The following is a 25,306-nucleotide window of genomic DNA, read 5'->3' on the forward strand; positions in this document are numbered from 1 at the left end:
GGCTACTTGAAGTCTTTGACGTTGTCCGGGGTGATCAACTGGAACGGGATGACAATGTTCTGTTCGATCGCCTCGCTCTTCGCCATCTTGCGGGCCGCCTCCAACGAGCCGACTGCCTGGCCCTTGGCGTCCTGGAACACCGACACAGTCATTTCGCCCTTGGTGATCGCATTCAAGCCATCCGGTGTGCCGTCGACACCCGCAATCAATACGCTGCCCGGTTTGGTTCCGGCCGACTTCAACGCCATGGCTGCACCAATGGCCATTTCATCGTTGTTGGCGAGCACCGCATTGAATTCACGGCCCTGGGTCAACCAATCGTTGACCAGGGTCATGCCCTTGTCACGCAACCAGATGCCGGTCTGCTCCTGCTCGATCTTGATGTCTGGGTAGTTGGCCAGGACGGCCTTGATCCCCTTGGTACGGTTGGTAGTGGAGTTGTTCGCCAAGTCGCCCAGCAGGATCACGATCTTGCCCTTGCCACCAAGTTTGTCGGCGACGTACTGCATCTGCAGCTTGCCGGCTTCTTCATCATCGGAAGTCACAGCAGCCACACCTTTGGGCAAGTCTTTCTGGTCAGGCCGACGGTTGACGTACACCAGCGGGATCCCGGCTTCGATCGCCGACTTGCTGATCCGCGCCGTAGACGCCGTGTCCACCGGGTTAACGATGATGGCGTCGACTTTCTGGCTGATAAAGTTCTCGACCTGGCTCAATTGCTTGACCACGTCGGCGCGGGCGTCCTCGAACTGCAATTGCACCCCATCACCCTTGGGATAGGACTTGGCTTGCTTGTCCATGTACTCACGCACGTTGGTCAAGTAGGTGTCATCGAACTGCGACATACTCACGCCGATCTTCAGATCGGCAGCCGTGGCAAAGCCGCTGCCCAGTAACATGCACAGGGCCAGCGCAGTAAAACGGATCGGGGTCTTCATGAACGGTCTGTCTCCACTTTCTTGTTGGTTTTCTGGACGTTGCGTTTATCAGGACTCGGCGGGCACACGAACCAACGGCGCGCCTGGAATGCAGCACACCAGCGCGCCTTGGTTTTCGACGCACAGCACATTAAGGAAGGAGAAGTAGAACGGCCGGGCGCGGGGCAGTGCGCGTGGCGCTTGGGCGGGGCGTAAAACTCGCAGTACAGCGTTGAAGATTTTCATCTGACGGTACCTGGTTGTTTTTGATCTTGTTTTTGTCGAGCCGTCCCAACCGTATCCGAGACGTACTTTATGCAACCTGGAAAAGACTGTATTAGAAAATAATTTCCATATCAACCTGTTTTAGAATTTTATTCTATTTTTGTCCAAACCACCTGCTGGCGCTCGGCGCTCAGGCGTGCGGCGTCCAATATCCGGGTGGTTTCCAGCGCGTCATAGGCGCTTACAGGCAGCGGCCCCTGGCCTTGCACGGCCACTTGCAACTGCCGATAGAACTGGTTCCAGCAGCCCTTCTCCGACGGCACCCGCTCACGTTCCGGCCCTTGCTCGAACCAGCCCCAGCGTCGGTGCTCCTCAAAGCCCCAATGCTCACCTTCGGTTTTCGGCGATTTGCCGGCCATCAGCGCGTCTTCCTGGCCGTCCAGACCTTCCACGGTGTAGCAACCCAACGTGCCGCTGACCCGAAACCGTGGCGCCTGGCTGTTCTGCAAGGCGCTGCCCCACAGGTGAGAGATCACGCCGTTGGCATGGGTCAGGGAAACAAAGAAGCCGTGGTCCACGGTGGGGTGTTCCGGGGTGTATTGCAGTTGGGCGAACACCTGATCCACCGGGCCGAACAGTTGCAACGCCTGATCCACGAGATGGCTGCCCAGGTCACGCAGCCATCCACCGCCACTGGCATTGCCCACAGCCTGCGGGCTGTAGCGCTCTACGCGGGATTCAAACCGGGTAATGGTGCCCAGGGCGCCGGCGTCGATGAGTTTGCGCAGAGTTAAGTAATCCGAGTCCCAGCGCCGGTTCTGGTAGACGCTGAGCAGCGAGCCTTGGCGCTCGGCAGCAGTGATCAAGGCTTGGGCTTGTTCGGCGTTCGAGGCAAAGGGCTTGTCACTGACCACGGCTACGCCGTGTTCGATGGCTTCGAGGACTAATGCAGGGCGGCCTTTGAGCGTGGTGCAGATGACCAGAGCGTCGACACCGGCTTCGACGATCTGTCCGATGGAGTCAAACGCCTTCACTCCTGGCAGGTCGGAACTCAATTGCTGGCGGCGTTCGGGTGAGCGAGTCACCACCCCGACAAAGGTTGCGCCAGGCAGGGTTGCTATCAGCGGCGCATGAAAAAAGCGCCCGCCGTGGCCGTAGCCGACTAGTCCGATTCGCATGAATCAACTCCTTCTTGAACTGGAAACCCAATCCACATGTGGGAGGGGGCTTGCCCCCTCCCACATTGACCAGGTTCCACCTGTGAAATTGGGGTCAGCCGTAGAACTGCGGGCGATCCGGCAAGCTCACCGGCACAATCTGCCCACTGCCCTGCGCTTCAATACACGCATCCGCCGCTACCGCCGCGGCAAACCCATCCCACGCCGACGGGCCACCGACCTGCCCTGCCCGCACGCTGTCGATAAACGCCTGCAACTCCACGTCATAGGCGCCGATGAAGCGATCCTTCCAGTCCATCAGGATCGCGTTGGACAGTTTCGCGCCACTGCGCAGTTGCACCTGGGACGGCTCCGGCAATTTGGCGATGCCGGTCTCCCCCACCACTTCGCACTGGATGTCGTAACCGTATTGGCAGTTCACAAACACTTCCACATCGATACGCGTGCCCTTGGCGGTTTCCAGCAGCACGATCTGCGGATCGCGCAGGTGCGCCAGGGCCTTGCTGGTCTTGCGCGGGAACACCAATTGCACCGACACGTAGTCATCGTTGAGCAGCCAACGCAACACGTCCAACTCGTGGATCAGGGTGTCGGTGATCGCCATGCCCGTGTCGTAGTTCTCGCCCACCGTCGGGTTGCGGTGTGCGCAGTGCAGCATCAACGGTTCGCCGATCTGGCCGCTGTCGATCACTGCCTTGAGGGCGCGATAGCCTTCGTCGTAGGGGCGCATGAAGCCCACTTGCACCAAGCGCTTGCCGTGGGCCACTTCAGCCTCGACGATCTTGCGGCAGCCAGCGGCCGTCACCGCCAAGGGTTTTTCACAGAACACCGGTTTACCGGCGGCGATGGCGGCCAGTACGAACTCTTCGTGGCTCGGACCCCACGACGTCACCAATACCGCTTCGACCTGGGGCGAGTTGATCAATGCATGGCCGTCCGGGTACACCTCGGCATCCAGCTTCAAGTCCGCCACTACCTGGGCGGCCTGCTCAAGGTTGATGTCGGTGACCGCCACCACCTGGCTGTTGAGCAAGGTCTGGCTGCAACGACGGATATGGTCCCGGCCAATGGCGCCCGTACCGATCACTCCAAGCTTCAAAGACATGCAAACACTCCTCTTGTTATTAGTACTGCCGGGCCTTGGCCAGCTGTTCATTGAGTTTTTTTGCCGCGGCGTTGGTGCGTTCACTGGTGGACACCTGCGCTACACCCACCCGCCACCAAGACAGGTAGCCGTGGATCATGGTCTTGGGCAGCACCTTGATATCGATCAGGGTCGAGACGGTCTGCGTGCGCGCATCGGCCAAAGCCGCTTCGAGCTGTTCCACGCTGCTGACCTTGTAGGTCTTGCAGCCATAGGCCGCCGCACTCATGGCGAAATCTACCGGCACCAGGCCGCCGTCGAGCTTGCCGCTCTCGGGGTTGCGGTAGCGGAACTCGGTACCGAAACTGTCCATGCCATTGCCGATCTGCAGGTTATTGATGCAGCCGAAGGCCATGTTGTCGAGCAGCACCACGTTGATCTTGCGGCGCTCCTGGATCGAGGTGGCCAGCTCCGAATGCAGCATCATGTAAGAGCCATCACCGACCAGCGCGTAGACCTCCTTGGTCGGTTCGGCCAGCTTCACACCCAGGGCGGCGTTGATCTCGTAGCCCATGCACGAATAGCCGTATTCGACGTGGTAGGTGTTGACGCCTTTGCTGCGCCAGGCACGCTGCAAATCGCCGGGCAGGCTGCCAGCGGCGGCGACGATGATTGCGTCGTCGGCCAGGCGGTCATTGAGCACGCCGAGTACACGGCTTTGGGTCAGGCATGAGCCGGTCAGTTCGATGAATTCACGCAGTACCCCGCGGTCCAGGTGGTCGTCGACTTCGGGGACGAACGCATCACCCAGATATTCCACTTGATGCACACGGTCCACTTCGGCGTCGAGTTGCGCCTTGGCGTCAGCGATTTGCTCACCCCAGCCAGAGCGGTAATCGCCCAGCGCATCGGCCAGCGCGTCAAGGGCGACTTTGGCATCTGCCAGCACTTGTACGCCGTCAAGTTTCAAGGCGTCGCACGGGCTGATATTGAGGTTGAGGAATTTCACCTCGGCATGCTTGAACAGCGACTTGGACGAGGTAGTGAAGTCGGTATAACGGGTGCCGATGCCGATGATCAGGTCCGCCTCGGGCGCCAGCAGGTTGGCCGCCATGCAGCCGGTCTCGCCGATGCCGCCAACGTTCAGCGGGTGGCTGGAGACCACCGCACTTTTGCCCGCCTGGGTTTCCGCGAAGGGAATGGCAAAGCGCTCGGCAAAGGCTTGCAGTGCCGCGTTGGCGCCGGAGTACTTCACCCCGCCGCCGCAAATGATCAGCGGTTTGCGCTTGCCCCGGAAGGCGGCGAGTGCATCGTCAAGCATGCCGCGGGTGGGCGGGCGCCGGTCGATGCGGTGCACGCGTTTTTGCAGGAAGTAGTCGGGATAGTCCCAGGCTTCGGCCTGCACGTCCTGGGGCAAGGCCAGGGTCACCGCGCCGGTTTCCGCCGGGTCGGTGAGCACGCGCATGGCGTGGATCGCTGCGGTCATCAGTTGCTCAGGGCGGTTGATGCGGTCCCAGTATTTGCTCACAGAGCGGAAGGCATCGTTGGTGCTGATGCTCAAGTCGTGGAACTGCTCGATTTGCTGCAACACCGGGTCGGGCTGGCGGCTGGCGTAGACATCGCCAGGCAGCAGCAGCAACGGGATACGGTTGGCCGTGGCGGTGGCGGCGGCAGTGAGCATATTCGCCGCGCCGGGCCCCACCGACGCCGTGCACGCATAGATCTTGCGGCGCAGGTGCTGCTTGGCAAAGCCGATGGCGGCGTGGGCCATGCCTTGCTCGTTGCGGCCCTGATGCACCACCAGGTCACCGCTGTCCTGCTCCAGGGCCTGGCCGAGCCCCAACACATTGCCGTGGCCAAAAATGGTGAACACCCCGGCGACAAACTTGCTCTGTACGCCGTCGACTTCGATGTATTGGTTATCCAGGAATTTCACCAGGGCCTGGGCCATGGTCAGTCGGGTTGTGCTCATGTCGCGCCCCTTAGAGGTCCAGCAGCCAGCTGTGCTGCGGGTCGTTATGGAAATGCCAGGCGCGCTTGGGGCCGGCCATCACGTTGAGGTAATAAGACTCGTAGCCGTACGGCACGCTGACCGGGTGATAGCCCTTGGGTACCACCACCAGGTCGCTGTTTTCCACGGCCATGGCCTGGTCGATGCTGCGGTCGTCGGTGTACACGCGCTGGAACACGAAGCCCTGGGGTGGGTTGACCTGGTGGTAGTAGGTCTCCTCCAGAAAGCTCTGGTGCGGCAGGTCGTCGGTGTCGTGCTTGTGCGGCGGGTAGCTGGAGGAATGCCCCGACGGCGTGCGCACTTCCACCACCAGCAGCGAATGGGCCGGCTCGCTGTCAGGCAGGATGTCGCACACATAGCGGGTGTTGGCACCTTTACCACGTACGCTGCGCTTGCACTGCTCAGGGCGGATCAGACGCGGGGCGAAACCCTGGGCGCCCGGCGCAGCGCAGACAGCGATCTGTACGTCGCTCAAGGCGGTGACCTGGGCATCAGTGCCGGGCGGCAGGTAGGCGGCGAACGGTGATTTGTCTTCGAACACCGACTGGCGATCACCGAGGTTCTGCCAACTGAAGCCCGCGCCTTCGATAGTCACCCGACCGCTGAGCAACACCAGGCACAGCTCTTGATCGCCCGCGCTGACCGGCAAGGTTTCGCCCAAGCTCAGGCGGTAGGCGGCAAAGCCTACGTACTCCAGGCGCCCGGCTTCCAAGGCGACCATGGTTTGTCCACGTTTGCTGCTTTTGACCAACAAGCTCATCACTCAAGTCCTCTCGCAAAGAAGCGCACGCAAGGTGTCATAACCCTTTTTCGCGTAGATATAGCTGGGCGCCACGGCCGGGTCCTGCTCGGCTTCCACCACCAGCCAGCCCTCGTAGTTGGCAGCGATCAGCACGTCAAGCAACGGCGCAAAGTCGATATCGCCATCGCCGGGCACGGTGAAGGTGCCGTTGACGATGCAATCGGGGAAGCTCCACATCTGGTTGCGCGCCAGCTGTACGACAGGTTTGCGCACGTCCTTGAAATGCACGTGGCAGACGCGGTCGATATGTTCGCGTAACACCTCAATGGGCTCGCCGCCGCCCATGTAGCAGTGGCCCGAATCGAACAGCAGGCCGACTTCCGGGCCCGTTCGCTTCATAAGCTGGTCAATGTCTTCGGGGGACTCAACGTAAGCGCCCATATGGTGGTGGTAAGCCAGGCGCACGCCCTGGGACAAGGTGAAGCGCGCCAGTTCGGTGAGTTTGTCGGCGTAGTCTTGCCAGGCCTGCTCACTGTGAAAACGCGGGCGTTCGATCAGGCGCACGTATGAACCCTGGATCGAGTCGGCGACTTCGCCGTACACCAGCACCGAGGCGCCATTGTGCTTGAGCAGTTCGACATGGCCGGCAATCGCCTCGATTTCCTCGGCCACGGAGCGACGGGCCAGGCGGCTGGAGTACCAGCCCGAGACCAGGGCCAGGTCGTAGGGGCGCAACACGTCGCCAACGCCCTTGGCATCCTTGGGGAATTTACCGTTGAGTTCGAAACCTTCGTAGCCGATGGCCTTGCCTTCGCTCAGGGCCGTGCTCAGCGGGGTTTCACCGCCGAGGGCCGGGAGGTCGTCGTTGCTCCAGGAGATCGGGTTGATGCCAATTCGGATTGCGGGCATGGCTGCACCTTTATTATTTTCAGGTATCACTGAGATCTGCTTTATGTGGGAGGGGGCTTGCTCCCTCCCACATTGGATTGCATTGAACATTTGGAATGTGTGACTAAGTTCGGGAACTGCGCCAGGCATTGATCAGTTGTTCGAAGGTCGCCTGTACTTGCTCAATCAGCGTCTCATCATCCATCTCCCCCGCCATCCACGCCCGGCTCGGTTCCTGGAAGATCGTGCGGCCTACGGCAAACCCGCGGCAGGTGCTGCTTTGACTGGCCTGCTTGAAGCCGTCAGCCAGAAACTCAGGGGACGCATTCAGGCCCAGCAGCACCACGCCACGGCAGTACGGGTCGCGCTCGTGGATCAGCTCGTCGAGCTTTTTCCAGTCTTCGGCCGACTGCGCCTCGATCTTCCACCAGGCCGGGTAGATGCCCAGGTTGTACAGGCGCTTGAGGCTGCGATACAGCACGTCGGGGTAAGTGGACGGGTGATCCTTGGGCGGGATGACTTCCAGCAACAGTTCATGCCCACTCACGATGGACGCCTCGTACACCGCCTTGAGCTGCGCTTCCTGTTCCAGGCGCAGCATCGGCTCGTCATCGGGATGGAATTGCACCAGGCACTTGATGATCTGTTCCTGGGGCCAGGCAATCAGGTTGCTGCCCACCGACCGGCCATGTTCGAACGCCAGGGGCCGTGAGTTCTGCACTTCCACCGGGCGTGCGATCCACCAGCCGCGACCGCTGGCAGCGTTGAGGGCATCCTGGCCGAAGCGTTGGTCGGCGAGCAGGCCCACGTCAGCCTCGACGCCCTGCTCGCCGAGTTTGCGCTCCACGCGCTCGATGGCCTGGATAAACAACTGCTTGATCGCGCTGATACGCGCCGGATCCTGGCCGCCTTTTTGCGCCAGGTCCACCAGTTGCCAACGGTGGTCGAAGGCGAACACGAACAGCTGCTTCCAAGCCTTGCGCGGCACGGTGACGCGGTGCAGGCGTTGCAGGGTTGCATCCTGATCCGGTCGGGTGATGGGCACTGGACTGCTGAACAGGTAATCAAGTTCGGCCGGCGTCGGCATGGCGGGGGCGCAGGCGTGGCGCGAGACAACCAGGCCGCCGCAGGCATTGGCCAACTGGCTGCAACGTTCGTCGCTGGCATCGTTGATCCAGCCACTGAGGAAGCCCGACATGAAGGCATCGCCGGCCCCCAGCACATTGAGCACTTCAACGCGCACACCGGGGTGAATCGCCCCGTCCTCCAACCGCGCAGGAATCGCGCCGTGGATGACCGTGCAGCCCTGGGGGCCGAGCTTGACCACCAAAGTTGCCGGGGTCAGTTCGCGCACGGTGCGCAGGGCCGTGAGCAGGTCTTCACTGCCGCCGGCGATGAGGAATTCTTCCTCGGTGCCAACGATCAGGTCGAAACGCGGCAGGATTGTCTGCACATGCTGGCTGACATTCTGGTCGGCGACGAAACGGGTTTCGCCATCGGCCTTGCCCGCCAGGCCCCACAGCACCGGGCGGTAGTCGATGTCCAGCACGCGTTTGACGTTGTGCCTGGCGGCGTAGTCCAGGGCCTGGATGCTGGCCTTGTACACGCCGTCGGTGGAGAAATGCGTGCCGGTGATCAGCAGCGCTTTGCTGGAGGCAACAAAGGCTTCGCTGATGTCTTCGGCGCGCAGGGCCATGTCGGCGCAGTTTTCACGGTAGAACACCAAAGGAAAGGTTTCGCGGTCCTTGAGGCCCAACAGCACCAGGGCAGTGAGGCGCTCCGGGTCGACCTTGATGCCGCTGACATCGCAGCCTTCGCGAGCCAGGGATTCCACCAGAAAACGGCCCATATGGTCGTCGCCCACCCGGCTCAGCATCGCCGACTTGAGCCCTAGCCTGGCGGTGCCGAAGGCGATATTGGCGGAGGAACCGCCGAGGTACTTGGCGAAGCTGGACACGTCCTCGAGCCGCGCACCGACTTGCTGCGCATAGAGGTCGACGCCCAGGCGCCCGAGGCAAATCAGATCCAATTGACGCCCACTGGCAAAACGAGTCTGGCCCATGCTGGCTCCTGTTATTTTTATCAGCCTGCGTTGTGCCGCCGTGGCGACGGCAAACGCTCTTGGTGGGAGCAGACTAGAACGTCCAACGGCGGCAATCAATATTTATTCCATAATTATTTTTAGTGGAATATTTTTTCTAATACGTCAGCATAGGGGCAAGCCAACGCTCGTGCATCGTTTCAGCAGGCCACGCGGGCCGTGATGCCGAGGTATTTTTTTGCGCCTACCCTGTAGACTTGCGCCACTCATCAGCGCATCAAACGAACACGCCAGAAGGATTGCCCATGTCCCGCACCGATCCCGAGCCCCCCCTGGAAGCAACTGTCGCCAGCCCGCCGATCAATGCCGAACGCCTGTTGCAGCTGATCACCGACGAATACGAGAGCCTGCCGCGTCAGCTCAAGCGCATTGCCAGCTACATGAGCCAGCAGAGCGACCGGATCATGGTCGACCGCATCAGCGACATTGCCCGCGAGTGCGAAGTGCACCCCTCGGCCATCGTGCGGTTTTCCCAGCGTTTCGGCTTCAGTGGGTTCAGTGAGATGCAGGCGCTGTTTCGCGAGGCGTATACGCACAAGACCACGCCGGTGCAGAACTACCAGCAGCGCATCCGCAGCATGATCGCCAACAAGTCGCAGAAGGCCAGCGGCGGCGACCTGGCGCGCGAATGCGTCAACGCTACCCTCTCGGGCATCGAACGCCTGGGCCTGGAGCTGGACGATAGCGCTTTCGAAAAAGCCGTAGACCTGGTGGTCAATGCCGACAACATCTACGTGGTCGGTGTGCGCCGTTCCTTCGCAGTGGCCGACTACCTGGTCTACAACCTGCAGCACACCAACAAGCGCATCCACCTGATCTCCGGCCTGGGCGGCAGTTACCGCGAGCAGATGCGCAGTGTGCGCGCCAATGACTTGGTGATTGCGATCAGCTTCACGCCCTACGGCAAAGAGACACAGCACTGCCTGCGCATCGCCCAGCATCATCAGGCCAAGACCCTGATCATCACCGACAGCAACCTGTCGCCCCTGGCCAAGCGGGCGAATGCGGTGCTGTTGGTGAATGAAGGCTCCTCGTTTGCCTTCCGCTCATTGAGCGCGACCTTGTGCCTGTGCCAGGCGTTGTTTATTGCGGTGGCGTATCGGTTGGAATTGAAAGTGGATGAGATTCACGAGCAGGTGGGTTTCGACGACTGAGGTGCGCCACCTGTAGGAGCGAGCTTGCTCGCGAAAAAACCAAAGGCACTGCGATCATCCAGGATGCACGCGTTATCGTTAACGATCTTCGCGAGCAAGTTCGCTCCTACAGTAATTGCGCCAGGGCCCGGCCGTGGAAACGGATCTGCGCGAGGGTCAACGCGGTGTAGCCGATAATCACGGCGGGCGGCAACGTCACATCGACACAGAACTTGCCCAGCGGTTGCAAGCTCAGCCCGGCGTTGGCGGCGCGGGCGCTGAAATCCGCCTCTTGCACCCCGGCCGGCAACCACAACACGCAATGCAGCCCGGCTTGCTGGCCACTGACCGTGACGCCCTCCGGCAGGCAGGCGAGCAAGGCATCACGCCGCGCCTGATACGCCTGGCGCGAAGCGCGCAAATGCCGAACGAATGCACCACTGCCAAGAAACTCCACCAGGCCCAACTGATCGGTTGCGCCCACTGAATGCCCGGTCAGTTGCAAGGTGCGCAGCAGTGCCGGGCGCACAACCTTGGGCACCACCATGAAGCCGACCCGCAAGCCCGGAAACAGGTTCTTGTTGAAGCTGCCGCAATAGATCACGCGGTTGTTCGAGTCCAGGGATTTGAGCGCCGCCAGCGGCGCGCTGTTGTAGTTGTACTCGCTGTCATAGTCGTCCTCGACCACCCAGGCATCGGCACGGCTGGCCCAGTCCAGCAACGCCAAGCGGTGCGACACCGACAGGGTCACGCCCAGCGGCGCCTGGTGTGCGGGGGTGACATAGGCCAGCCGTGCGTACTCAGGGAGCCGGGTAGTATCGAGCCCTTCGGCAGTGACCGGGATCGCCTGCACCTGCGCCCCGGCCAGGCTGAACAGCCGTTGCGCCGGTGTGTAGCCGGGGTCCTCGACGCAGGCCGTGTCACCCGGCTGAAGCAGCGTGCGGGCGATCAGGTCGAGGCCATGGCGAATGCCCGTGGTGACGATCACTTCGTCCGCCTCGCAGTGCATGCCGCGATAGCTGCGCAGGTAATCCGCAATCTGTTCACGCAAGGTCGGCAGCCCACCCGGGTGCGCGGCCTCCAGTACGCCGGGGCCTGCCGCCAGCAGCCCGCGGGAGATGCAACGTGCCCAGGCTTTGAGGTCGAACAGGCTGGCATCCGGGCGTCGTGCCACAAAGGGCACGTGGCTTTGTACGCCGGCGTGAGGAGGATCGGGTTCGACCGGTCGGCGCACGGGTTGCGCCGCCGCCGGGGCCGCGATGAATTGCTCGGGGATCACTGCGCACACTCGCGTCCCGGATCCAACCACGCGTTGCACATAGCCTTCGCCATGCAAACGCTCGAACGCGGCTTCAAGGGTGCCGCGTGACACCTGCCAACGCTCGGCCAGGCTGCGGGTCGACGGCAAACGGCTGCCCGCCGGCAACTGCCGAGTCAGGATCGCACTGCGCAGCGCCTCGTAGGCGCCCTGCTGCTTCCCTACGTCCAGCGTATCGGGGCGCGGCAGGTCAAGGTTGGAGGCGGCTTTTCCTCGGCTCATAGTGGTCCAGTCATTCCAGGCCTAAGTGGTTCTCAGGATTAAACCACAAAGCCGCTAGAGTCCGAGCTCGACTCCTTGCGAAGAAACCCGCCCATGACTCAACGCCTACTCGCACCCTGGTTCTGGCTGACCCTGCTGACGGTCCTGGTGGGCCTGCCGCGTCTCACCCTGGACCTGCACTTACCCGCCATGCCCGCCATGGCCGACTACTTCCAGACCTCAGACAGCCAGTTGCAATTGGTCCTGACCCTGTACACCCTCGGCTCGGCCATTTCCTTGCTGGTCAGCGGCCCGCTCACCGACCGCTTCGGCCGACGCCCGGTGCTACTGGCCGGGCTGACGATGTATGTGCTGGCAACCATCACCTGCGCACTGGCCGACAGCCTGGGCGTGCTGGTCATTGCGCGGCTGTTCCAGGCGCTGGGCGGGTGCTGCACCACGGTGATTGGCCGGGTGATCGTGCGCGATTATTTCGACCGGCATGAGCAGGCGCGCCTGTTGGGGTTGATCTCCATGGCGATGGCCGTGTCGCCCATGGCCGCGCCGGTGCTCGGCAGCGTGTTGTTGCCGCTTTTGGGGTGGCGTGGCTTGTTTGTGTTGCTCGGGGTGGTCGGCAGCGTGCTGTGCCTGGTGGTCCAGCGCCGCTTGCCTGAAACACGCCCGCCGGAAGTAGCCGCTGCACCGCCCGCCAACGTGCTGCGCATTTACAGCCAACTGCTGCGTGATCGCTATTTCCTGCGCTACGCCTTGGCGATTGGCTGCGTGTACAGCACGTACTTTCCGTTTATCAGCGAGTCTTCGGCGTTGCTGCAGCGGGGCTTTGATTTGTCGCCGACTGCCTACGCCCTGGTGTTTGCCGCGACGATCAGCGGCTACATGCTCGGTGCCAACCTGTTCCGACGCCTGGTGGCGCGGTTCGAGGCAGACCGCTTGATCAGCGTCGCCATCGGCCTGAATGTGCTGGGCAGCATCCTGCTCGCCACGGCCACGACACTGATGGCGCAAGAGTGGCTGGCGATTGTATTGCCGATGGTGGTGATCATGGTGTCGGTGGGCCTGACGATGCCTGCCTGCCAGTTGTCTGTGTTGCAGCCTTATGGGGCGATCGCCGGCACGGCGTCGGGGCTGTTCTTTTTTATCCAGATGTTTGTCACGGCGGTGAGCAGTTGGGTCACCGGGCTGCTGTCGGACGGCAGTTCAGCACCGTTGGTGATCATGACATCGCTTGCCAGTGCATTGCTGGTCACCACCTGGCTGGCATTGCGCACAACGAAAAGTGGGAGGGAACAAATTCCCTCCCACTCTTTATCGAGACAGTCTCAGATTTAGTGCATGAAGATCGCGATCAGGATGATCACCGGAATCGGCACGCCGAGGAACCACAGCAGTAATGAGCGCATGATGCTTTCCTTAAATGAATGGGCCTTGAATTAACGAACGTAGTTTTCGGTTTCGACATACACCACGGCATCCCGGCGGCGACCGCCAAAGGTAGCGGCGAAGCTGGCGAAGAACGCACCGATCAACAGCGCCACGAAGGTCCACAGCGAGGTATAGGCTGCGACTTTTGCGGCAGTGTCAGCAGCCTGCTTGGCCTTGACCTTGGCGTCTTCGATAGCTTTGCGGGCATCACCGTAGACTTTGTCGATACGCGCTTCGGCATCGGCCTGGCTGAGGTTGGTGCGCTGGCTGATCAACTGGGCCAGGTAGGTACGGTCTTCGGCGGCGAGTTGGCCATCATTGCTCAAGGTACGGGCGAAGATACGACCGACGACAGCGTGAGCGGCGTCGTCGCTGACCGCGGCCGGGCGATCATCGCGGAACAGGCTGTCGACGTAGTAGCCAAAATCACCGGTGTCGGCGCCTTTGGCCACGCTGCCGGCCGCTTGGGTCAGGCCACTGGCGGCACCCGAAGCAACGCTGGCACCGGCTTTCACACCACCGCTGACGACGCTGCTGACCGAACCGACTACCAGCATCGCGGTGACCAGTGTGGCCACTGCCCACGCCAGGAAGCCATGGGCGGTGTCGCGAAAGTACACCTCATCGCCATGCATATTGGCCCACTTCACCCGCAACCGACCGGCGATGTAGCCGCCCAGGCCCGATGCGACAATCTGGGTAAAGGCCAGCCAGACAATCGTGGAAATGCCAAGGCCCTTGGCACTGATGCCGCTGTCGGCCCACGGCGATACCGCCGAAAAGCCCAGGCCGAAGCCCAGCAACACCAGTATCAATGACAAGGCAGCGGCCGCAGCCGCCCCAGCGAATATCGCCCCCCAGGAAACCCCGGAGAGCGTGCTTGACTCTTGCAGCGTGGATGAGGATGTGATCATTGTTTTTTTGCTCCAGGCATGAAAAATGGTGTTACAAGTCTCAAAAAGGACAGTGCAGGCACCATGCCAGTTGAAGCAAAAATTAAAGTCTTTATTTTTCAATAAGTTAATTAAATTGAACTTACTAAAACCATGCAAGTTGCAAGAAATGGCTGTTCCGAGCGGGCGATATGCATTCTCTCAACGAACAGAGCTCCATGTGGGAGCAAGCCCCTCCCACACTGGGTCGTGCCAGTCATGAACAGGTAGCAGTTTTGCCAAGATGAAGTTTTATTTAGGAAACATTCAGCAACTTCTTGGCAAAATGCCCTCACTTCTAGTGTGAACGCTCACCAGGTAATCCTATGACCCGCATTTTGACCATCGAGGATGACGCCGTAACGGCCCGCGAGATCGTCGCCGAGCTGAGTAGCCATGGACTGGACGTGGACTGGGTGGACAACGGCCGCGAGGGCCTGGTCCGTGCCGTCAGCGGTGATTACGACCTGATCACCCTCGACCGCATGCTGCCCGAGCTGGATGGCCTGGCCATCGTCACCACCCTGCGCACCATCGGGGTGTCGACGCCGATCCTGATGATCAGCGCCCTCTCCGATGTCGATGAGCGCGTACGCGGTCTGCGTGCCGGGGGTGATGATTACCTGACCAAGCCGTTCGCTTCCGACGAAATGGCCGCCCGCGTCGAAGTGCTGCTGCGGCGCAAAAGCACGGTCAAGGAATTTGAAACCGCCCTGCGCGTGGCCGACCTGGAACTGAACCTGATCAGCCGCGAAGCCAGCCGTGCCGAGCAGCCGCTGACGCTGTTGCCCACCGAATACAAACTGCTCGAATTCCTGATGCGCAACACCGGGCAGATCCTGTCGAGGATGATGATCTTCGAAGAAGTCTGGGGCTATCACTTTGACCCGGGCACCAACCTGATCGATGTGCACATCGGTCGCCTGCGCAAGAAAATCGACCCCCCGGGCCTCACGCCGCTGATCCGCACGGTACGAGGTTCCGGTTATGTCATTGCTGAACCCCTCTAAGGGCTGGCGTTCTTCCAGCAGTCGGTTGCTGGCGCTGTACAGTTCGTTGTTCGTGGCGTGGAGCTGCATCCTCATGGGGGTGCTGTATTACGAGGTGTCTGGCTACTTGGGCGACTTGTCGCGCCATTCCCTGATGCAGCGCCAACACTTGTTCCAGCGTTTTGAAGGCGAAGAGCTGGTGGAAGCGCTGACCACCAGCATGACCTTCGACATGAAAGGCGTAGACGCCTATGGCCTGTTCGATGAGCAATTTCGCCCGTTGAGCGGGCCGATACGCGCAGTGCCGGCTGACTTGCCGATGGATGGCAAGATCCACGCCCTGGCCAATTGCGTCGAGTCCGACGACCCGAAACTCCCCAAGGACAGTTGCGACGCCGTGGCCACCCACACCGGCGACGGGCGCTGGCTGGTGCTGGTGCGCGCCAACGGCTCGTTGTTCGGAGTGACCCGGATCATTTGGCATGCGCTGCTGTGGGCGCTGTCGTTGACCATCATCCCCGGCGCGGCGGGCTGGCACCTGCTGCGCCGTCGCCCATTGCGGCGGATCCGTGGGATCCAGGCCAGCGCCGAAGCCATCGTCGCCGGCGACCTGACACATCGCTTGCCGCTGTCCAACCGTCGTGACGAGCTGGACATGCTCGCCGCCATCGTCAACGCCATGCTCGACCGCATCGAGAAGCTGATGAACGAGGTCAAGGGCGTGTGCGACAACATCGCCCACGACCTACGCACCCCGCTCACCCGCCTGCGCGCGCAGCTTTACCGCATCAAGCAACAAGCCGAGGAAGATTCGGTCCACGCGGTAAAACTCGATGATGCGATAGCCGAAACCGACACCCTGATGGCGCGCTTTCGCGGGCTGCTGCGCATTTCTGAACTGGAAGACCACCAGCGCCGCTCGGGTTTCCTGGTGATGGACCCGCTGCCGCTGCTGCGCGAATTGCACGACTTTTACTTGCCCCTGGCCGAAGAAGGCGAAATGGAACTGGTGCTGCAGGCGCCTGAATCACTGCCGTGGGTTACCGGCGACCGCGCGCTGTTGTTTGAGGCCTTGGCCAACCTGTTGAGCAACTCGATCAAGTTCACCCCGCCTGCCGGCAAAGTCATCCTGCGGGCGGTCAATGATATGGGCAGCACCCGTATCGAAGTGCTTGACTCAGGGCCCGGGATTCCGGCCGCCGAGCGCGCTTCGGTATTCCAGCGCTTCTATCGGGTGGATGAGAGCGATCAGCACGGCGGTTTTGGTCTGGGATTGTCGATTGTGGCAGCGATCATCAACTTGCATGGCTTCAAGCTCGAAGTCGGTACCAGTGAACTGGGCGGCGCCCGCCTGGTGCTGGAGTGCCGTCAGCAGTTGATGCCTGACTAGATCGTCGGGGCACAGAGAACCAAATGTGGGAGGGGGCTTGCCCCCTCCCACATGGGTACCGAGCCATTGAGCGCTACAACACACTCCCCATGGCCTTGATCAACACCGGATCAAATGCATAGATATCCGGCGCGTAGATCAGGCTCCCCTGGCGATCCACCTCCACGGTCCAATACCCCAACAGCACCGGCACCGGCGTGGCCAGCCTGAATTCATGGGTCACACCGGTGGCCAGCAATTCATCGGTGCGGGTGCGTTCGGCCGGGGTCACCAGCAGGTCGCGCAGTAGCAGCGGCTGCTCGACTCTCACGCATCCCGAACTGAACGCCCGCGGCCCCTTGGTAAACAACGGCTGGCTGGGGGTGTCGTGCAGGTACACCGAATAGGGGTTGGGAAAACGCATCACAATCTTGCCCAGTGGGTTGCGCGGGCCGGCCTGCTGGCGCAGCAGGATGTTACCGGGGCGCGCCCAATCGACCTGGTCGGGCGACAGCGGGTGGCCTTCGGCGTCGAGCACTTGCAGGTTTTGCTGGCGCAGGTATTCGGGGTTGAGGCGGATGGCCGGGAGTTTGTCCTCGCGCATGATGGTGGGCGGGATGGTCCAGGTGGGGTTGAGGGTCAGTCGGGTGATGCGCGACTTGAGCAACGGTGTCTGACGTTCGGCGCGCCCCACTTGCAGGCGGGTTTGCCACACCGGGATGCCGCTCTGGTACACGCTCAGTTGCGCAGCTGCCACGTTGACCACTACGCCTTCGGGCTCCAGGTCCTGGGCCAGCCAGCGGAAACGCTCCAGGTTGATGCGCAGTTGCTCGCGGCGCATCTGCGGGCTGATATTGAGTTCGGCCACGGTGCCGGCACCGATCACGCCGTCGGCTTGCAGCGAGTGGCTGAGTTGGAACGCCTTCACCGCCTTGACCAACTCGCCCTGGTATTGCTTGCCGTTGCCGCTGGGCAACTTGGTCAGGTAACCGCCACTGTGCAGGCGCCGCGCCAGTTCCGGCACGCGTGGGTCTTCCATCCCCGGGCGCAATAAAGGGCCGTCGGCGACGGGGCCCCAATGGGGCAACGGCTGCTGGCGTACGCCGGCATAGACATTGCGCAGGCTGCGGTATAAATCGGCGCTGGGCCGTGCCTGGTCGAAGGCTTTGGCCATGTCTTGCAGGCCGGTGGCGGCGAACGCCAGCACTTCGGTATCCGGGTCGCGGGTGGGTGGCTGGGAACGCCAGAGCGGTTCGAAGCGTGATTGCTGCAGGCGCCCGTAATGCAAATCCTGCAGGGCTTGCAGGTACTGCTGGCTGGTAGCGATGTCGCTGCACAGCACGTTAGCCGCGGCATCCACCGTGGGCAAGCTATAGTAGGTGGGGTCCAGGCCGTCGTCGGCCAGTATCAGCAACTGGGTTTGCAGTGTTTTGCGGGGTTCTTCAGCCGACCACAGCGGCGCATTGCCCTGCTGCTGGTAAAAGGCCTGCAGGCGCACCAGCGCGGCGGCGTCGATCCGCGGGGCCAACTGGGGGCAGACGCTGGGCAGTTGCGCCAGGGCCTGTTGCACGGGCGCCAGGTCAACCGGCGCCGGCGTGGTTACTGGCAACGCCTCTAGCGGCAGTGCATCTGCCGTGGCGACCAATGGTGCAACGAGCAAGCAAATGCTCAAGTAACATGCGTGTTTTTTGAACAATTGACTTAGCTCCACTCCACAGCTTGGGGATCGACTGTAGATGCTGACTTTTATGCGCCGCCTCGGCTTGATCACCGGGAGCCTGGCTTTACTGAGCAATTTTGCGCTCGCCGCCAATAGCCCCCCTCCTTCCTTGTATAGCAGCCTGGCGCGCTCGGCTCCAGAACTCAATCCCACCGTGCTTAAAAGCGCCCTGAGCGCGGTGCAGTGTGCGGTCAATAACGGCGAGGAGCGCTCCGATCGCCTAGCGGTTATTGACTACTCCCAGCCCTCGACCGCCCGTCGGCTGTGGATCTTCGATTTGCGCAAACAAACCCTGGTGCTGCGCGACCTGGTAGCCCACGGTGCCAAGTCCGGGGAAAACTTCGCCACCCAGTTCTCCAATCTCGAGGGCAGCCACCAGTCCAGCCTGGGGTTGTTCCGCACCCAGGAAAGCTACCTCGGCGCCCACGGTTACTCGCTGCGCATGGATGGCCTGGAGCCTGGTTTCAATGACCTGGCCCGCGACCGCGCGATCGTGATTCATGCCGCCGACTACGTCAGCCCGGTGTGGAGCAAGCGCGAAGGTCGGATCGGCCGCAGCCAGGGTTGCCCGGCAGTGCGCCCGCAGGTGGCGCGCCAGGTAGTGGACAAGCTCAAGGACGGGCAGTTCATGTTCTCGTGGTACCCCGACCAGCGTTGGTTGAAGTCTTCGACGTACCTCAACTGCAAACCCCAACAGGTGGCGAGTAGTCGTACAATCCGTGGCGGATAGCCTGTCCCCATAGATAAAAGAGAGCGTCGCATGCTTCTACACACCAGCACCTGGATCGAAATCGGGCAATTTCTGGAGCGCAGCCGCACGGTGGTGATCCCCATCGGCTCCAACGAACAGCACGGCCCCACCGGCCTGCTGGGCACCGACTGGATGTGCCCGGAGATCATTGCCCATGAGGCGCAAAAAAACGCTGACATCCTGATCGGCCCGACCTTCAATATCGGCATGGCCCAGCACCACCTGGGTTTTCCCGGCACGATCTCCCTGCGCCCTTCCACCTTCATCGCTGCGATTGGCGATTGGGTGCGCTCGCTGGCCGGGCATGGTTTCGAGAAGATCCTGTTTTTGAACGGCCACGGCGGCAATATCGCCACGATTGAAGCGGCGTTCTCCGAACTGTACGCCGAAGCCAGCTATGCTCGCCGCCCGGCCGGGTTCGCGCTGAAGCTGGTGAACTGGTGGGACCTGGAAGGCGTCACCGACCTGGCCCACCGCCAATTCCCGGTGGGCCACGGCAGCCACGCCACGCCGTCGGAAATTGCCGTGACGCAGTGGGCTTACCCGCAGTCGATCAAGTTAGCCGACTACTCGCCGCAAATCGCCAACACCGGGCCGATCCGCGAAGCCCTGGACTTCCGCGCACGCTTCCCGGACGGCCGCATGGGCTCGGACCCGGCACTGGCAACGGTGGAGAAAGGCGGTGAGTTGGTGGCGTTGGCGTCGCAGGGGTTGGTCAAGACCGTGAAGAACTTCACTGACGAACCGAAACCATAAGCCGAACACAAATCAAATGTGGGAGCGGGCTTGCTCGCGAAAGCGACCCGTCAGCAACGAATGTATTGACTGATACACCGCTTTCGCGAGCAAGCCCGCTCCCACATTCGCTTAGGCGTCACCTGGGCTTACCTGCAGTCCTGAGCCGCCTGCTCAAGTCGCGACGGCTTGATCGCAGAAGCTAGCGGCTTGCGCTCATACAGGAACACCTTGGTGCCGTCCTGTGACTTGTAGGCCTCCAGCACATCATCGGCAGCAATCTTGCTGGTCAACAGCACCTTGGCGTGGCGCGAGTTCTGCGTCACGGTCGAGGTGATGCCGTGCTTTTCCAGCTTGGGCAACACGCATTGCACATAGCCTTCGGGGGTCTTGTCGGTTTGCAGGGTCAGCGACGGGGCATTGGGAGCAGTGATACAACCGGCCAGCAACAAGGAAGCAAAGGCCAGGGCCGAGGCGAAAAAAGAGCGCATACAGATTCCTGAAAATAACAAATAGGGTTTACATCCATTCGCGGGTCAACCTGCGCGAACCAGGGCCTTGAGCGACACATCGAATTGCTTCAGGGCGTCTTGCTGGATATCTCGTTGTTGCTCGATCAGCGCCGCGATCTCAGGCGCCGCCTTGCCGTGTACCCACACCGACGGTACTTGCCTGTCCACCGAGCCTTCAGCTTTGGCGATGTACTGCAGGTTCGCGTCATAAAAGCGTGCGGCAAATCGCGCCTCGACCCGATCGTTACGCTGGGTCAGCAATTGGTTATGGGTATCGAGCACCACCACCACGTCCGGATGCGCCTGCACCAGGGCATCCAGGCTGCTGTAGACCGTCACCGAGAGAAAAGCGCCCTGCAGCGAGTTCATCAACCAGTCGATAGCCAGTTCCGGGTCGGAGCTGTTGACGAACGCCTCACGAATCCGCCCATCCAGGGCATCCTTGGCGCCGTTCAGCGCCATGGCGTGGTAGCGTTCAAGGTAGCTGAGGTTGTCGCGAGTGTTTTCGCTGAACAACACCCCCACCGAACGGTCTCGCTGCAGGGAGTCTACGCTAGCAGCGAGTGGCAGCAAATGGCCTGTACGCAGTTCATCAGCCATTGCCGGGGTGGTCATGACCGCCGTGCCAAGCATCAGGGCCATTAAAGCCAGCGGGATAATCGTCCTCATCGCACATTTCCTTGAGTCGCGTCTCGATGTGCAGATTCTGCGCGCTTGGCGAAAAAACAGAACTTGTGATCCTTGATGGTGACTATCATTTGAACCGATAGTGTCAGGCAGCCCATAAAACCTATAAGGACCCCGCCATGAAGCCCTACCAGAAAACCTTCGACCGCATCCGCGAAGCCGTACTGCCGGAGTTTCGCGAGCGGGTCGCTGATTACCTGGCCGTTTATGAAAAAGTGCTGCTGGACCAAAGCGCCAAAGCCGAGAGACGCTCGGCTAGTGCCCAACAACTGCGCGGCTACCTGCACGGCTTGAATACCACGCGGGTGCTGGGTATGGCGGACTGGGAAGAGCTCGACCGGCGTGTAACCCGAGAGTGGCAGCTAGAGCACAGGCCGTCGCAGGTCGACCCACTCTCGCACTGAGGGCCGTTGCCACTGGCGTTGCGCGTACGCCACCAGCTCAGCCGGCACCGCGTCGCCGTTGAGGATCAGGCGATTGAGCATCACCGCCAGGTCAACATCGGCAATTGACCACTCCCCGAACAGGTAGTCAGGCTCGCCCGCCAGCAACGCCTGCGCCGCACTGATAAACTTGCCCGCGGCGGCCTGCGCCAGCGGCGACAACGGCGGCATCCGCTGCCCGCAGAACACCACCAACGTCGAGCGCTCCTGGCGAATCAGCAGCAAGTCACTGCGCAGCCATGCCTGAACCTGTCGCGCCCTCGCCCTTTGCTGCAAGTCGGCGGGGTAAACGCGGGTCTCGGGGTAGGCCTGGTCCAGATATTCCGTGATCGCCGAAGACTCAGACAGCGCGAAGCCGCCATCCTCCAGAGTCGGCACCCGATGGGTCAGGGAGCGTTGGATGAAATCCGCCGTCTGGTTTTGTCCAGCGTCCAGGTCCAGGGTCACGGTGTCGAAAGCCAGGCCCTTTTCCCGCAGGGCGACGAACACCGACATGGCGTAGGGGCTGGTGAACAGCGAATCAACGTAGAGGCGCAGCAGGCGTTGGCTCATGGGCAATCTCCAGGGATGAATCATCACGCTACGAGATCCGGGCCGATAAAGACAATGCAGGGTTTTTATGGGGGCATTCCTGGCGGGAATAGAGCAGATAGTGGCAATATTATGGCTACACGCTGATATTCAAGGACGAACAGCATATGAAACAAGCGGTTGTGGTCATCCACGGCATCGGCGAACAGCGCCCGATGGACACCCTGCGCGGCTTTGTCGAGGCGATGATCCCCACGGATACGCCCGATGGCAAACCCCTCTACTGGAGCAAGCCGGATCGGCTGTCGCGCAATTTCGACCTGCGCGTATTGAAGTCATCGGGCCGCACCTCTACGGACTTCTACGAGTACTACTGGGCCCACAAGATGCAGGGCACCAAGCTCGGCCATCTATTGGGTTGGCTGTGGGACATCTTCAAGCGCCCGCGCCGCGACATTCCCGACGCGATTGTGCCGATCTGGCGCAGCACACGCTGGACAGTGATGGTGTTATTGCTGCTGATTGCCAGCGGCACCCTGGCCTCGATCTGGGGCCAATTCACCCCGGACGACAACCCCTTCGCGCTGATCCCGCTGCTGCTGGCCGGCATTGGCCTGGGGCTGCGCTATTCGGCGCTGTCGTACCTGGGAGACGCCGCGCGCTACCTGAGCCCCAACCCGCAGAACGTGATGGTGCGCGAACAGATCCGCGCTGACGGCGTTGAATTGCTGCGTGCCCTGCACAACCAGGGCAACTACGAGCGCATCATCGTGGTCGGCCACAGCTTGGGCAGCGTGATTGCCTACGATATCGTCGGCTACCTATGGCACGAACATCACGACCAGTTGACCCAGTTGCCCCCCGGCAACCGTGAGTTGGCGGCTCGTTATGCCAACCGCGAACCGCTGCAGCCGGTGGTCAAGAATGCCCTGCCCACAGCCGGCGCCATGCTGGACGGCAGCTTGGGCAGCACCTTGAAATTTCGCGAGCAACAGGCCGAGGCATTTATCGAACAGCGCGGCCTGGGCAACCCCTGGCGCATCACCGACCTGGTCACCGTGGGTAGCCCGATGGCCCACGCCAGCCTGCTGCTGGGCCGCAGCGTCAGCGACTTCAAGCAGCGCATCGAACGCCGCGAAGCCCCGGCCTGCCCGCCCACCGAAGACACCCAAGGCTACGGCTACAACGCCCGCCAACCACTGCTGCTCGGCCAAAAACCCTTCACCCCGTATTACCTGCACCATGCCGCGGCATTTGCGGTGACGCGCTGGACCAACCTCTACTTCCCTGCCCCCTTCGGCCTGTTCGGCGACATCGTCGGCGGCCCGGTCAAACCGGTGATGGGCAACGGTGTGCTGGACTTGCCGGTGACCGTGGGCAACTGGAATGGCTGGCTCGCGAGGTCCTGGTTCAGCCATACCCACTACTGGAGCGAACGCGGCGGCGCTCAGGGTTACCTCGGCGCACTGGGCGAGGACGAGCGAGCGATCACTCAAGGTCTACGCCCTTCGGCGACCGAAGCCCTGCGCTGGGCGATTGACCTTAAGGGGTTGCGGCGTTTTCGTAACGTCGGCGCCAAGCAAAGCCTGGCGCAAGCAGAAGCCTAACCGGAAAAGCCACCCGCTTTTAAGAAGGTATGCTCTTCTTCGGTGGTGACCCTGCCCAACACCGCATTACGATGAGGAAAACGCCCAAACCGCTCGATAATATCGGCATGCTCCTTGGCCCAGTGGTAGGTGTTGGCATCCAACTGCCGGTTGAGGTCGAGGGAGCGCTGCTGGTCCTGTGGATCTTCCGAGTGCTCAAACGGCAAATAACAAAACGCACGCAGCTCGGGTTCGATCTGTTGATCCAGCCCGGCGTCCACTATCTGGCGCGCATACAGACGCGCCAGCGGGTCGGTGGCGAACATATGCGCGGTGCCGCGAAAGGCGTTGCGCGGGTATTGGTCCAGCAGGATCAATAACGCCAGCGCGCCGTCGGCCGCGGCCAGCCAACCCTCCAGCTCGCGCCGCGCTGCCTGCATGTGGGTGGCGTGGAAGGTGTCGCGAAAGGCTGCATCGAAGCCCTCGTCCTTGGCGAACCAACGCTTGGGCCCCGCCTGTTTCCAGAACTGGATCACGGCCTCGGCCGATTGTGTGGTCATGCTTGTCATCAGCACCTCGCTAAATGTTATAGGATAACGTCAATTTTTTTGCCCGCTGCGATCCTGACTTATGACTGACGCTACGCCTTTACGACAACGCCTGCTGTCCATTGACGCCCTGCGCGGCCTGGTAATTTTGTTCATGTTACTGGACCACGTGCGCGAAACCTTCCTGCTGCACCGCCAGGTCAGCGACCCGATGAGCATCGACAGTACCGAGCCTGCACTATTTGTCAGCCGCACCCTTGCCCATCTCTGTGCGCCGGTGTTTGTGCTGCTCACCGGATTATCGGCGTGGCTCTACGGCCAGAAATATCAGGGCCGGCGTGACGTGTCGGCGTTTTTGTTCAAGCGCGGGCTGTTCCTGGTGGTGCTGGAGTTCACCCTGGTCAATTTCGCCTGGACCTTCCAGTTACCGCCCAGTGTGATCTACATGCAAGTGATCTGGGCGATCGGCATCAGCATGATCGCCCTCGCCGCCTTGATCTGGCTACCTCGTGCATTGCTGATCGCGTTGGCGCTGGTGATCATTGCCGGGCATAACCTGCTCGATGGCGTGCATTTCACTCCGGGATCGGCGTGGCACATCCCGTGGACGATCCTGCATGAACGCAGTTGGATAGAGGTGTCTGAACACCTGCGCCTGCGTACTACCTACCCGGTGCTACCGTGGATCGGTGTGATTGCCCTGGGCTATGGCCTCGGGCCGTGGTTTGCCAAAGCCACGCAGCCGCTCATGCGCCAGCGCTATTTGCTGATCGCGGGTGTGGGGGCTTTGGTGAGCTTTGTATTGATGCGGGCGGCCAACGGTTATGGCGAGCAGCCTTGGCACGCGTATGACAGTGGGGTGCTGACGGTGATGAGCTTTTTCAACATCACCAAGTACCCGCCGTCGCTGTTGTTCCTGACGCTGACGCTGGGGATCGGGCTGTTGTTATTGCTGGCGTTCGAACGCGCCGGGCAGCAACGCTGGATCGGCGTGCTGGCCGTGTTTGGCGCCGCGCCGATGTTCTTTTACCTGTTGCACCTGTATGTACTGAAAGTGCTGTATGTCGCCTGTGTGGCGTGGTTTGGGCTCAACCACGGCAGCTACTTTGGCTTCGACAGCGTTGGCGCGGTGTGGTTAACCGCGCTGTTGCTGCCGCTGGCCTTGTACCCGCCAGTGCATTGGTTTGCCGGGCTCAAAGCGCGTCGGCGCGACATCGTCTGGCTCAAATACCTCTGACCTGACGCCGCCCCCGCAGTTTGAG

The 25,306-nt window shown here is 61.5% G+C and carries 24 protein-coding genes; 9 read left to right on the forward strand and 15 right to left on the reverse strand.

From position 1 onward, the window contains the following. Window positions 1-2: 2 nt before the first annotated feature. The 8 genes from FRT59_RS20265 to FRT59_RS20295 all read right to left on the reverse strand — a co-directional run bounded on the left by FRT59_RS20265 (window position 3) and on the right by FRT59_RS20295 (window position 9,107). Entirely contained in the window at window positions 3-938 is a 936-nt protein-coding gene (locus FRT59_RS20265) for a sugar ABC transporter substrate-binding protein (RefSeq protein WP_153872174.1), read from the reverse strand. A gap of 48 nt (window positions 939-986) precedes the next feature. Continuing rightward, window positions 987-1,163 (reverse strand): hypothetical protein, encoded by a 177-nt coding sequence (locus FRT59_RS27025; protein ID WP_167524299.1) that lies wholly within the window; start codon window positions 1,161-1,163, stop codon window positions 987-989. Between the two features lie 128 nt (window positions 1,164-1,291). Continuing rightward, window positions 1,292-2,320, reverse strand: a complete 1,029-nt coding sequence (locus FRT59_RS20270) for a Gfo/Idh/MocA family protein (protein WP_034120028.1) — start codon at window positions 2,318-2,320, stop codon at window positions 1,292-1,294. A gap of 94 nt (window positions 2,321-2,414) precedes the next feature. Continuing rightward, on the reverse strand, window positions 2,415-3,425 hold the full coding sequence (gene iolG / locus FRT59_RS20275) for a bifunctional inositol 2-dehydrogenase/D-chiro-inositol 1-dehydrogenase (protein ID WP_153872175.1): 1,011 nt from the start codon (window positions 3,423-3,425) through the stop codon (window positions 2,415-2,417). Window positions 3,426-3,444: 19 nt separating this feature from the next. Beyond that, entirely contained in the window at window positions 3,445-5,376 is a 1,932-nt protein-coding gene (iolD, locus tag FRT59_RS20280) for a 3D-(3,5/4)-trihydroxycyclohexane-1,2-dione acylhydrolase (decyclizing) (RefSeq protein ID WP_153872176.1), read from the reverse strand. A 10-nt stretch (window positions 5,377-5,386) separates the two neighbouring features. Next, entirely contained in the window at window positions 5,387-6,175 is a 789-nt protein-coding gene (gene iolB, locus FRT59_RS20285; RefSeq protein WP_034120031.1) for a 5-deoxy-glucuronate isomerase, read from the reverse strand. 3 nt (window positions 6,176-6,178) lie between these two features. Further along, window positions 6,179-7,066 carry a myo-inosose-2 dehydratase gene (gene iolE, locus FRT59_RS20290; protein ID WP_153872177.1) on the reverse strand — a complete coding sequence of 296 codons (888 nt, stop codon included), beginning with the start codon at window positions 7,064-7,066 and terminating at the stop codon, window positions 6,179-6,181. A gap of 103 nt (window positions 7,067-7,169) precedes the next feature. Then, complete coding sequence (locus tag FRT59_RS20295; RefSeq protein WP_153872178.1) at window positions 7,170-9,107, reverse strand: bifunctional 5-dehydro-2-deoxygluconokinase/5-dehydro-2-deoxyphosphogluconate aldolase; 1,938 nt, start codon at window positions 9,105-9,107, stop codon at window positions 7,170-7,172. Between the two features lie 284 nt (window positions 9,108-9,391). On the opposite strand from FRT59_RS20295, the gene FRT59_RS20300 reads away from it, so the two are divergent. After that, window positions 9,392-10,300 (forward strand): MurR/RpiR family transcriptional regulator, encoded by a 909-nt coding sequence (locus tag FRT59_RS20300; RefSeq protein WP_153872179.1) that lies wholly within the window; start codon window positions 9,392-9,394, stop codon window positions 10,298-10,300. A 106-nt stretch (window positions 10,301-10,406) separates the two neighbouring features. Here the strand turns inward: FRT59_RS20300 and pdxR are convergent, their stop codons facing one another. Next, window positions 10,407-11,819, reverse strand: a complete 1,413-nt coding sequence (gene pdxR, locus FRT59_RS20305) for a MocR-like pyridoxine biosynthesis transcription factor PdxR (protein ID WP_153872180.1) — start codon at window positions 11,817-11,819, stop codon at window positions 10,407-10,409. A 93-nt stretch (window positions 11,820-11,912) separates the two neighbouring features. Here pdxR and FRT59_RS20310 point away from each other — a divergent pair, with 93 nt between their 5' ends. Continuing rightward, window positions 11,913-13,148, forward strand: coding sequence for a multidrug effflux MFS transporter (locus FRT59_RS20310; RefSeq protein WP_153872181.1), 1,236 nt, complete (start codon window positions 11,913-11,915; stop codon window positions 13,146-13,148). 101 nt (window positions 13,149-13,249) lie between these two features. On the opposite strand, the gene FRT59_RS20315 is transcribed toward FRT59_RS20310, so the two are convergent. Beyond that, window positions 13,250-14,155, reverse strand: a complete 906-nt coding sequence (locus FRT59_RS20315; RefSeq protein ID WP_153872182.1) for a hypothetical protein — start codon at window positions 14,153-14,155, stop codon at window positions 13,250-13,252. 344 nt (window positions 14,156-14,499) lie between these two features. Between FRT59_RS20315 and FRT59_RS20320 the strand changes: the two genes are divergently transcribed. Beyond that, entirely contained in the window at window positions 14,500-15,183 is a 684-nt protein-coding gene (locus FRT59_RS20320; protein ID WP_005787712.1) for a response regulator transcription factor, read from the forward strand. Beyond that, window positions 15,161-16,552, forward strand: coding sequence for a sensor histidine kinase (locus tag FRT59_RS20325; RefSeq protein ID WP_153872183.1), 1,392 nt, complete (start codon window positions 15,161-15,163; stop codon window positions 16,550-16,552). The genes FRT59_RS20320 and FRT59_RS20325 overlap by 23 nt, the downstream gene beginning before the upstream one ends. A gap of 73 nt (window positions 16,553-16,625) precedes the next feature. Here FRT59_RS20325 and FRT59_RS20330 read toward each other — a convergent pair whose 3' ends face one another. Continuing rightward, window positions 16,626-18,227, reverse strand: coding sequence for a L,D-transpeptidase family protein (locus tag FRT59_RS20330; RefSeq protein ID WP_153872184.1), 1,602 nt, complete (start codon window positions 18,225-18,227; stop codon window positions 16,626-16,628). A gap of 40 nt (window positions 18,228-18,267) precedes the next feature. Here FRT59_RS20330 and FRT59_RS20335 point away from each other — a divergent pair, with 40 nt between their 5' ends. Together FRT59_RS20335 and FRT59_RS20340 are read left to right on the forward strand one after the other, a co-directional pair. Continuing rightward, window positions 18,268-18,981: a murein L,D-transpeptidase catalytic domain family protein gene (locus FRT59_RS20335; RefSeq protein ID WP_153872185.1), complete on the forward strand. Its 714-nt coding sequence runs from the start codon at window positions 18,268-18,270 to the stop codon at window positions 18,979-18,981. Window positions 18,982-19,011: 30 nt separating this feature from the next. Continuing rightward, window positions 19,012-19,758, forward strand: coding sequence for a creatininase family protein (locus tag FRT59_RS20340; RefSeq protein ID WP_153872186.1), 747 nt, complete (start codon window positions 19,012-19,014; stop codon window positions 19,756-19,758). 128 nt (window positions 19,759-19,886) lie between these two features. Here FRT59_RS20340 and FRT59_RS20345 read toward each other — a convergent pair whose 3' ends face one another. Together FRT59_RS20345 and FRT59_RS20350 are read right to left on the reverse strand one after the other, a co-directional pair. Further along, window positions 19,887-20,228 (reverse strand): hypothetical protein, encoded by a 342-nt coding sequence (locus FRT59_RS20345; protein WP_153872187.1) that lies wholly within the window; start codon window positions 20,226-20,228, stop codon window positions 19,887-19,889. Window positions 20,229-20,273: 45 nt separating this feature from the next. After that, window positions 20,274-20,918 carry a hypothetical protein gene (locus tag FRT59_RS20350; protein WP_034120043.1) on the reverse strand — a complete coding sequence of 215 codons (645 nt, stop codon included), beginning with the start codon at window positions 20,916-20,918 and terminating at the stop codon, window positions 20,274-20,276. A gap of 137 nt (window positions 20,919-21,055) precedes the next feature. Between FRT59_RS20350 and FRT59_RS20355 the strand changes: the two genes are divergently transcribed. Beyond that, complete coding sequence (locus FRT59_RS20355) at window positions 21,056-21,340, forward strand: hypothetical protein (protein WP_034120044.1); 285 nt, start codon at window positions 21,056-21,058, stop codon at window positions 21,338-21,340. Here FRT59_RS20355 and yfcF read toward each other — a convergent pair. Then, complete coding sequence (yfcF, locus tag FRT59_RS20360; protein WP_153872188.1) at window positions 21,299-21,931, reverse strand: glutathione transferase; 633 nt, start codon at window positions 21,929-21,931, stop codon at window positions 21,299-21,301. The two genes, FRT59_RS20355 and yfcF, sit on opposite strands and share 42 nt — an antisense overlap. 146 nt (window positions 21,932-22,077) lie before the next feature. Here yfcF and FRT59_RS20365 point away from each other — a divergent pair, with 146 nt between their 5' ends. Further along, window positions 22,078-23,517: an alpha/beta hydrolase family protein gene (locus tag FRT59_RS20365; protein WP_153872189.1), complete on the forward strand. Its 1,440-nt coding sequence runs from the start codon at window positions 22,078-22,080 to the stop codon at window positions 23,515-23,517. On the opposite strand, the gene FRT59_RS20370 is transcribed toward FRT59_RS20365, so the two are convergent. Then, window positions 23,514-24,056 (reverse strand): DUF924 family protein, encoded by a 543-nt coding sequence (locus FRT59_RS20370; protein ID WP_153872190.1) that lies wholly within the window; start codon window positions 24,054-24,056, stop codon window positions 23,514-23,516. The genes FRT59_RS20365 and FRT59_RS20370 overlap by 4 nt on opposite strands. Window positions 24,057-24,126: 70 nt before the next feature. Here FRT59_RS20370 and FRT59_RS20375 point away from each other — a divergent pair, with 70 nt between their 5' ends. After that, window positions 24,127-25,281, forward strand: a complete 1,155-nt coding sequence (locus FRT59_RS20375; RefSeq protein ID WP_153872191.1) for an acetyltransferase domain-containing protein — start codon at window positions 24,127-24,129, stop codon at window positions 25,279-25,281. Window positions 25,282-25,306 lie beyond the last annotated feature (25 nt).

The sequence above is a fragment of the Pseudomonas haemolytica genome (genome assembly GCF_009659625.1).
Taxonomy (GTDB): Bacteria; Pseudomonadota; Gammaproteobacteria; order Pseudomonadales; family Pseudomonadaceae; genus Aquipseudomonas; species Aquipseudomonas haemolytica.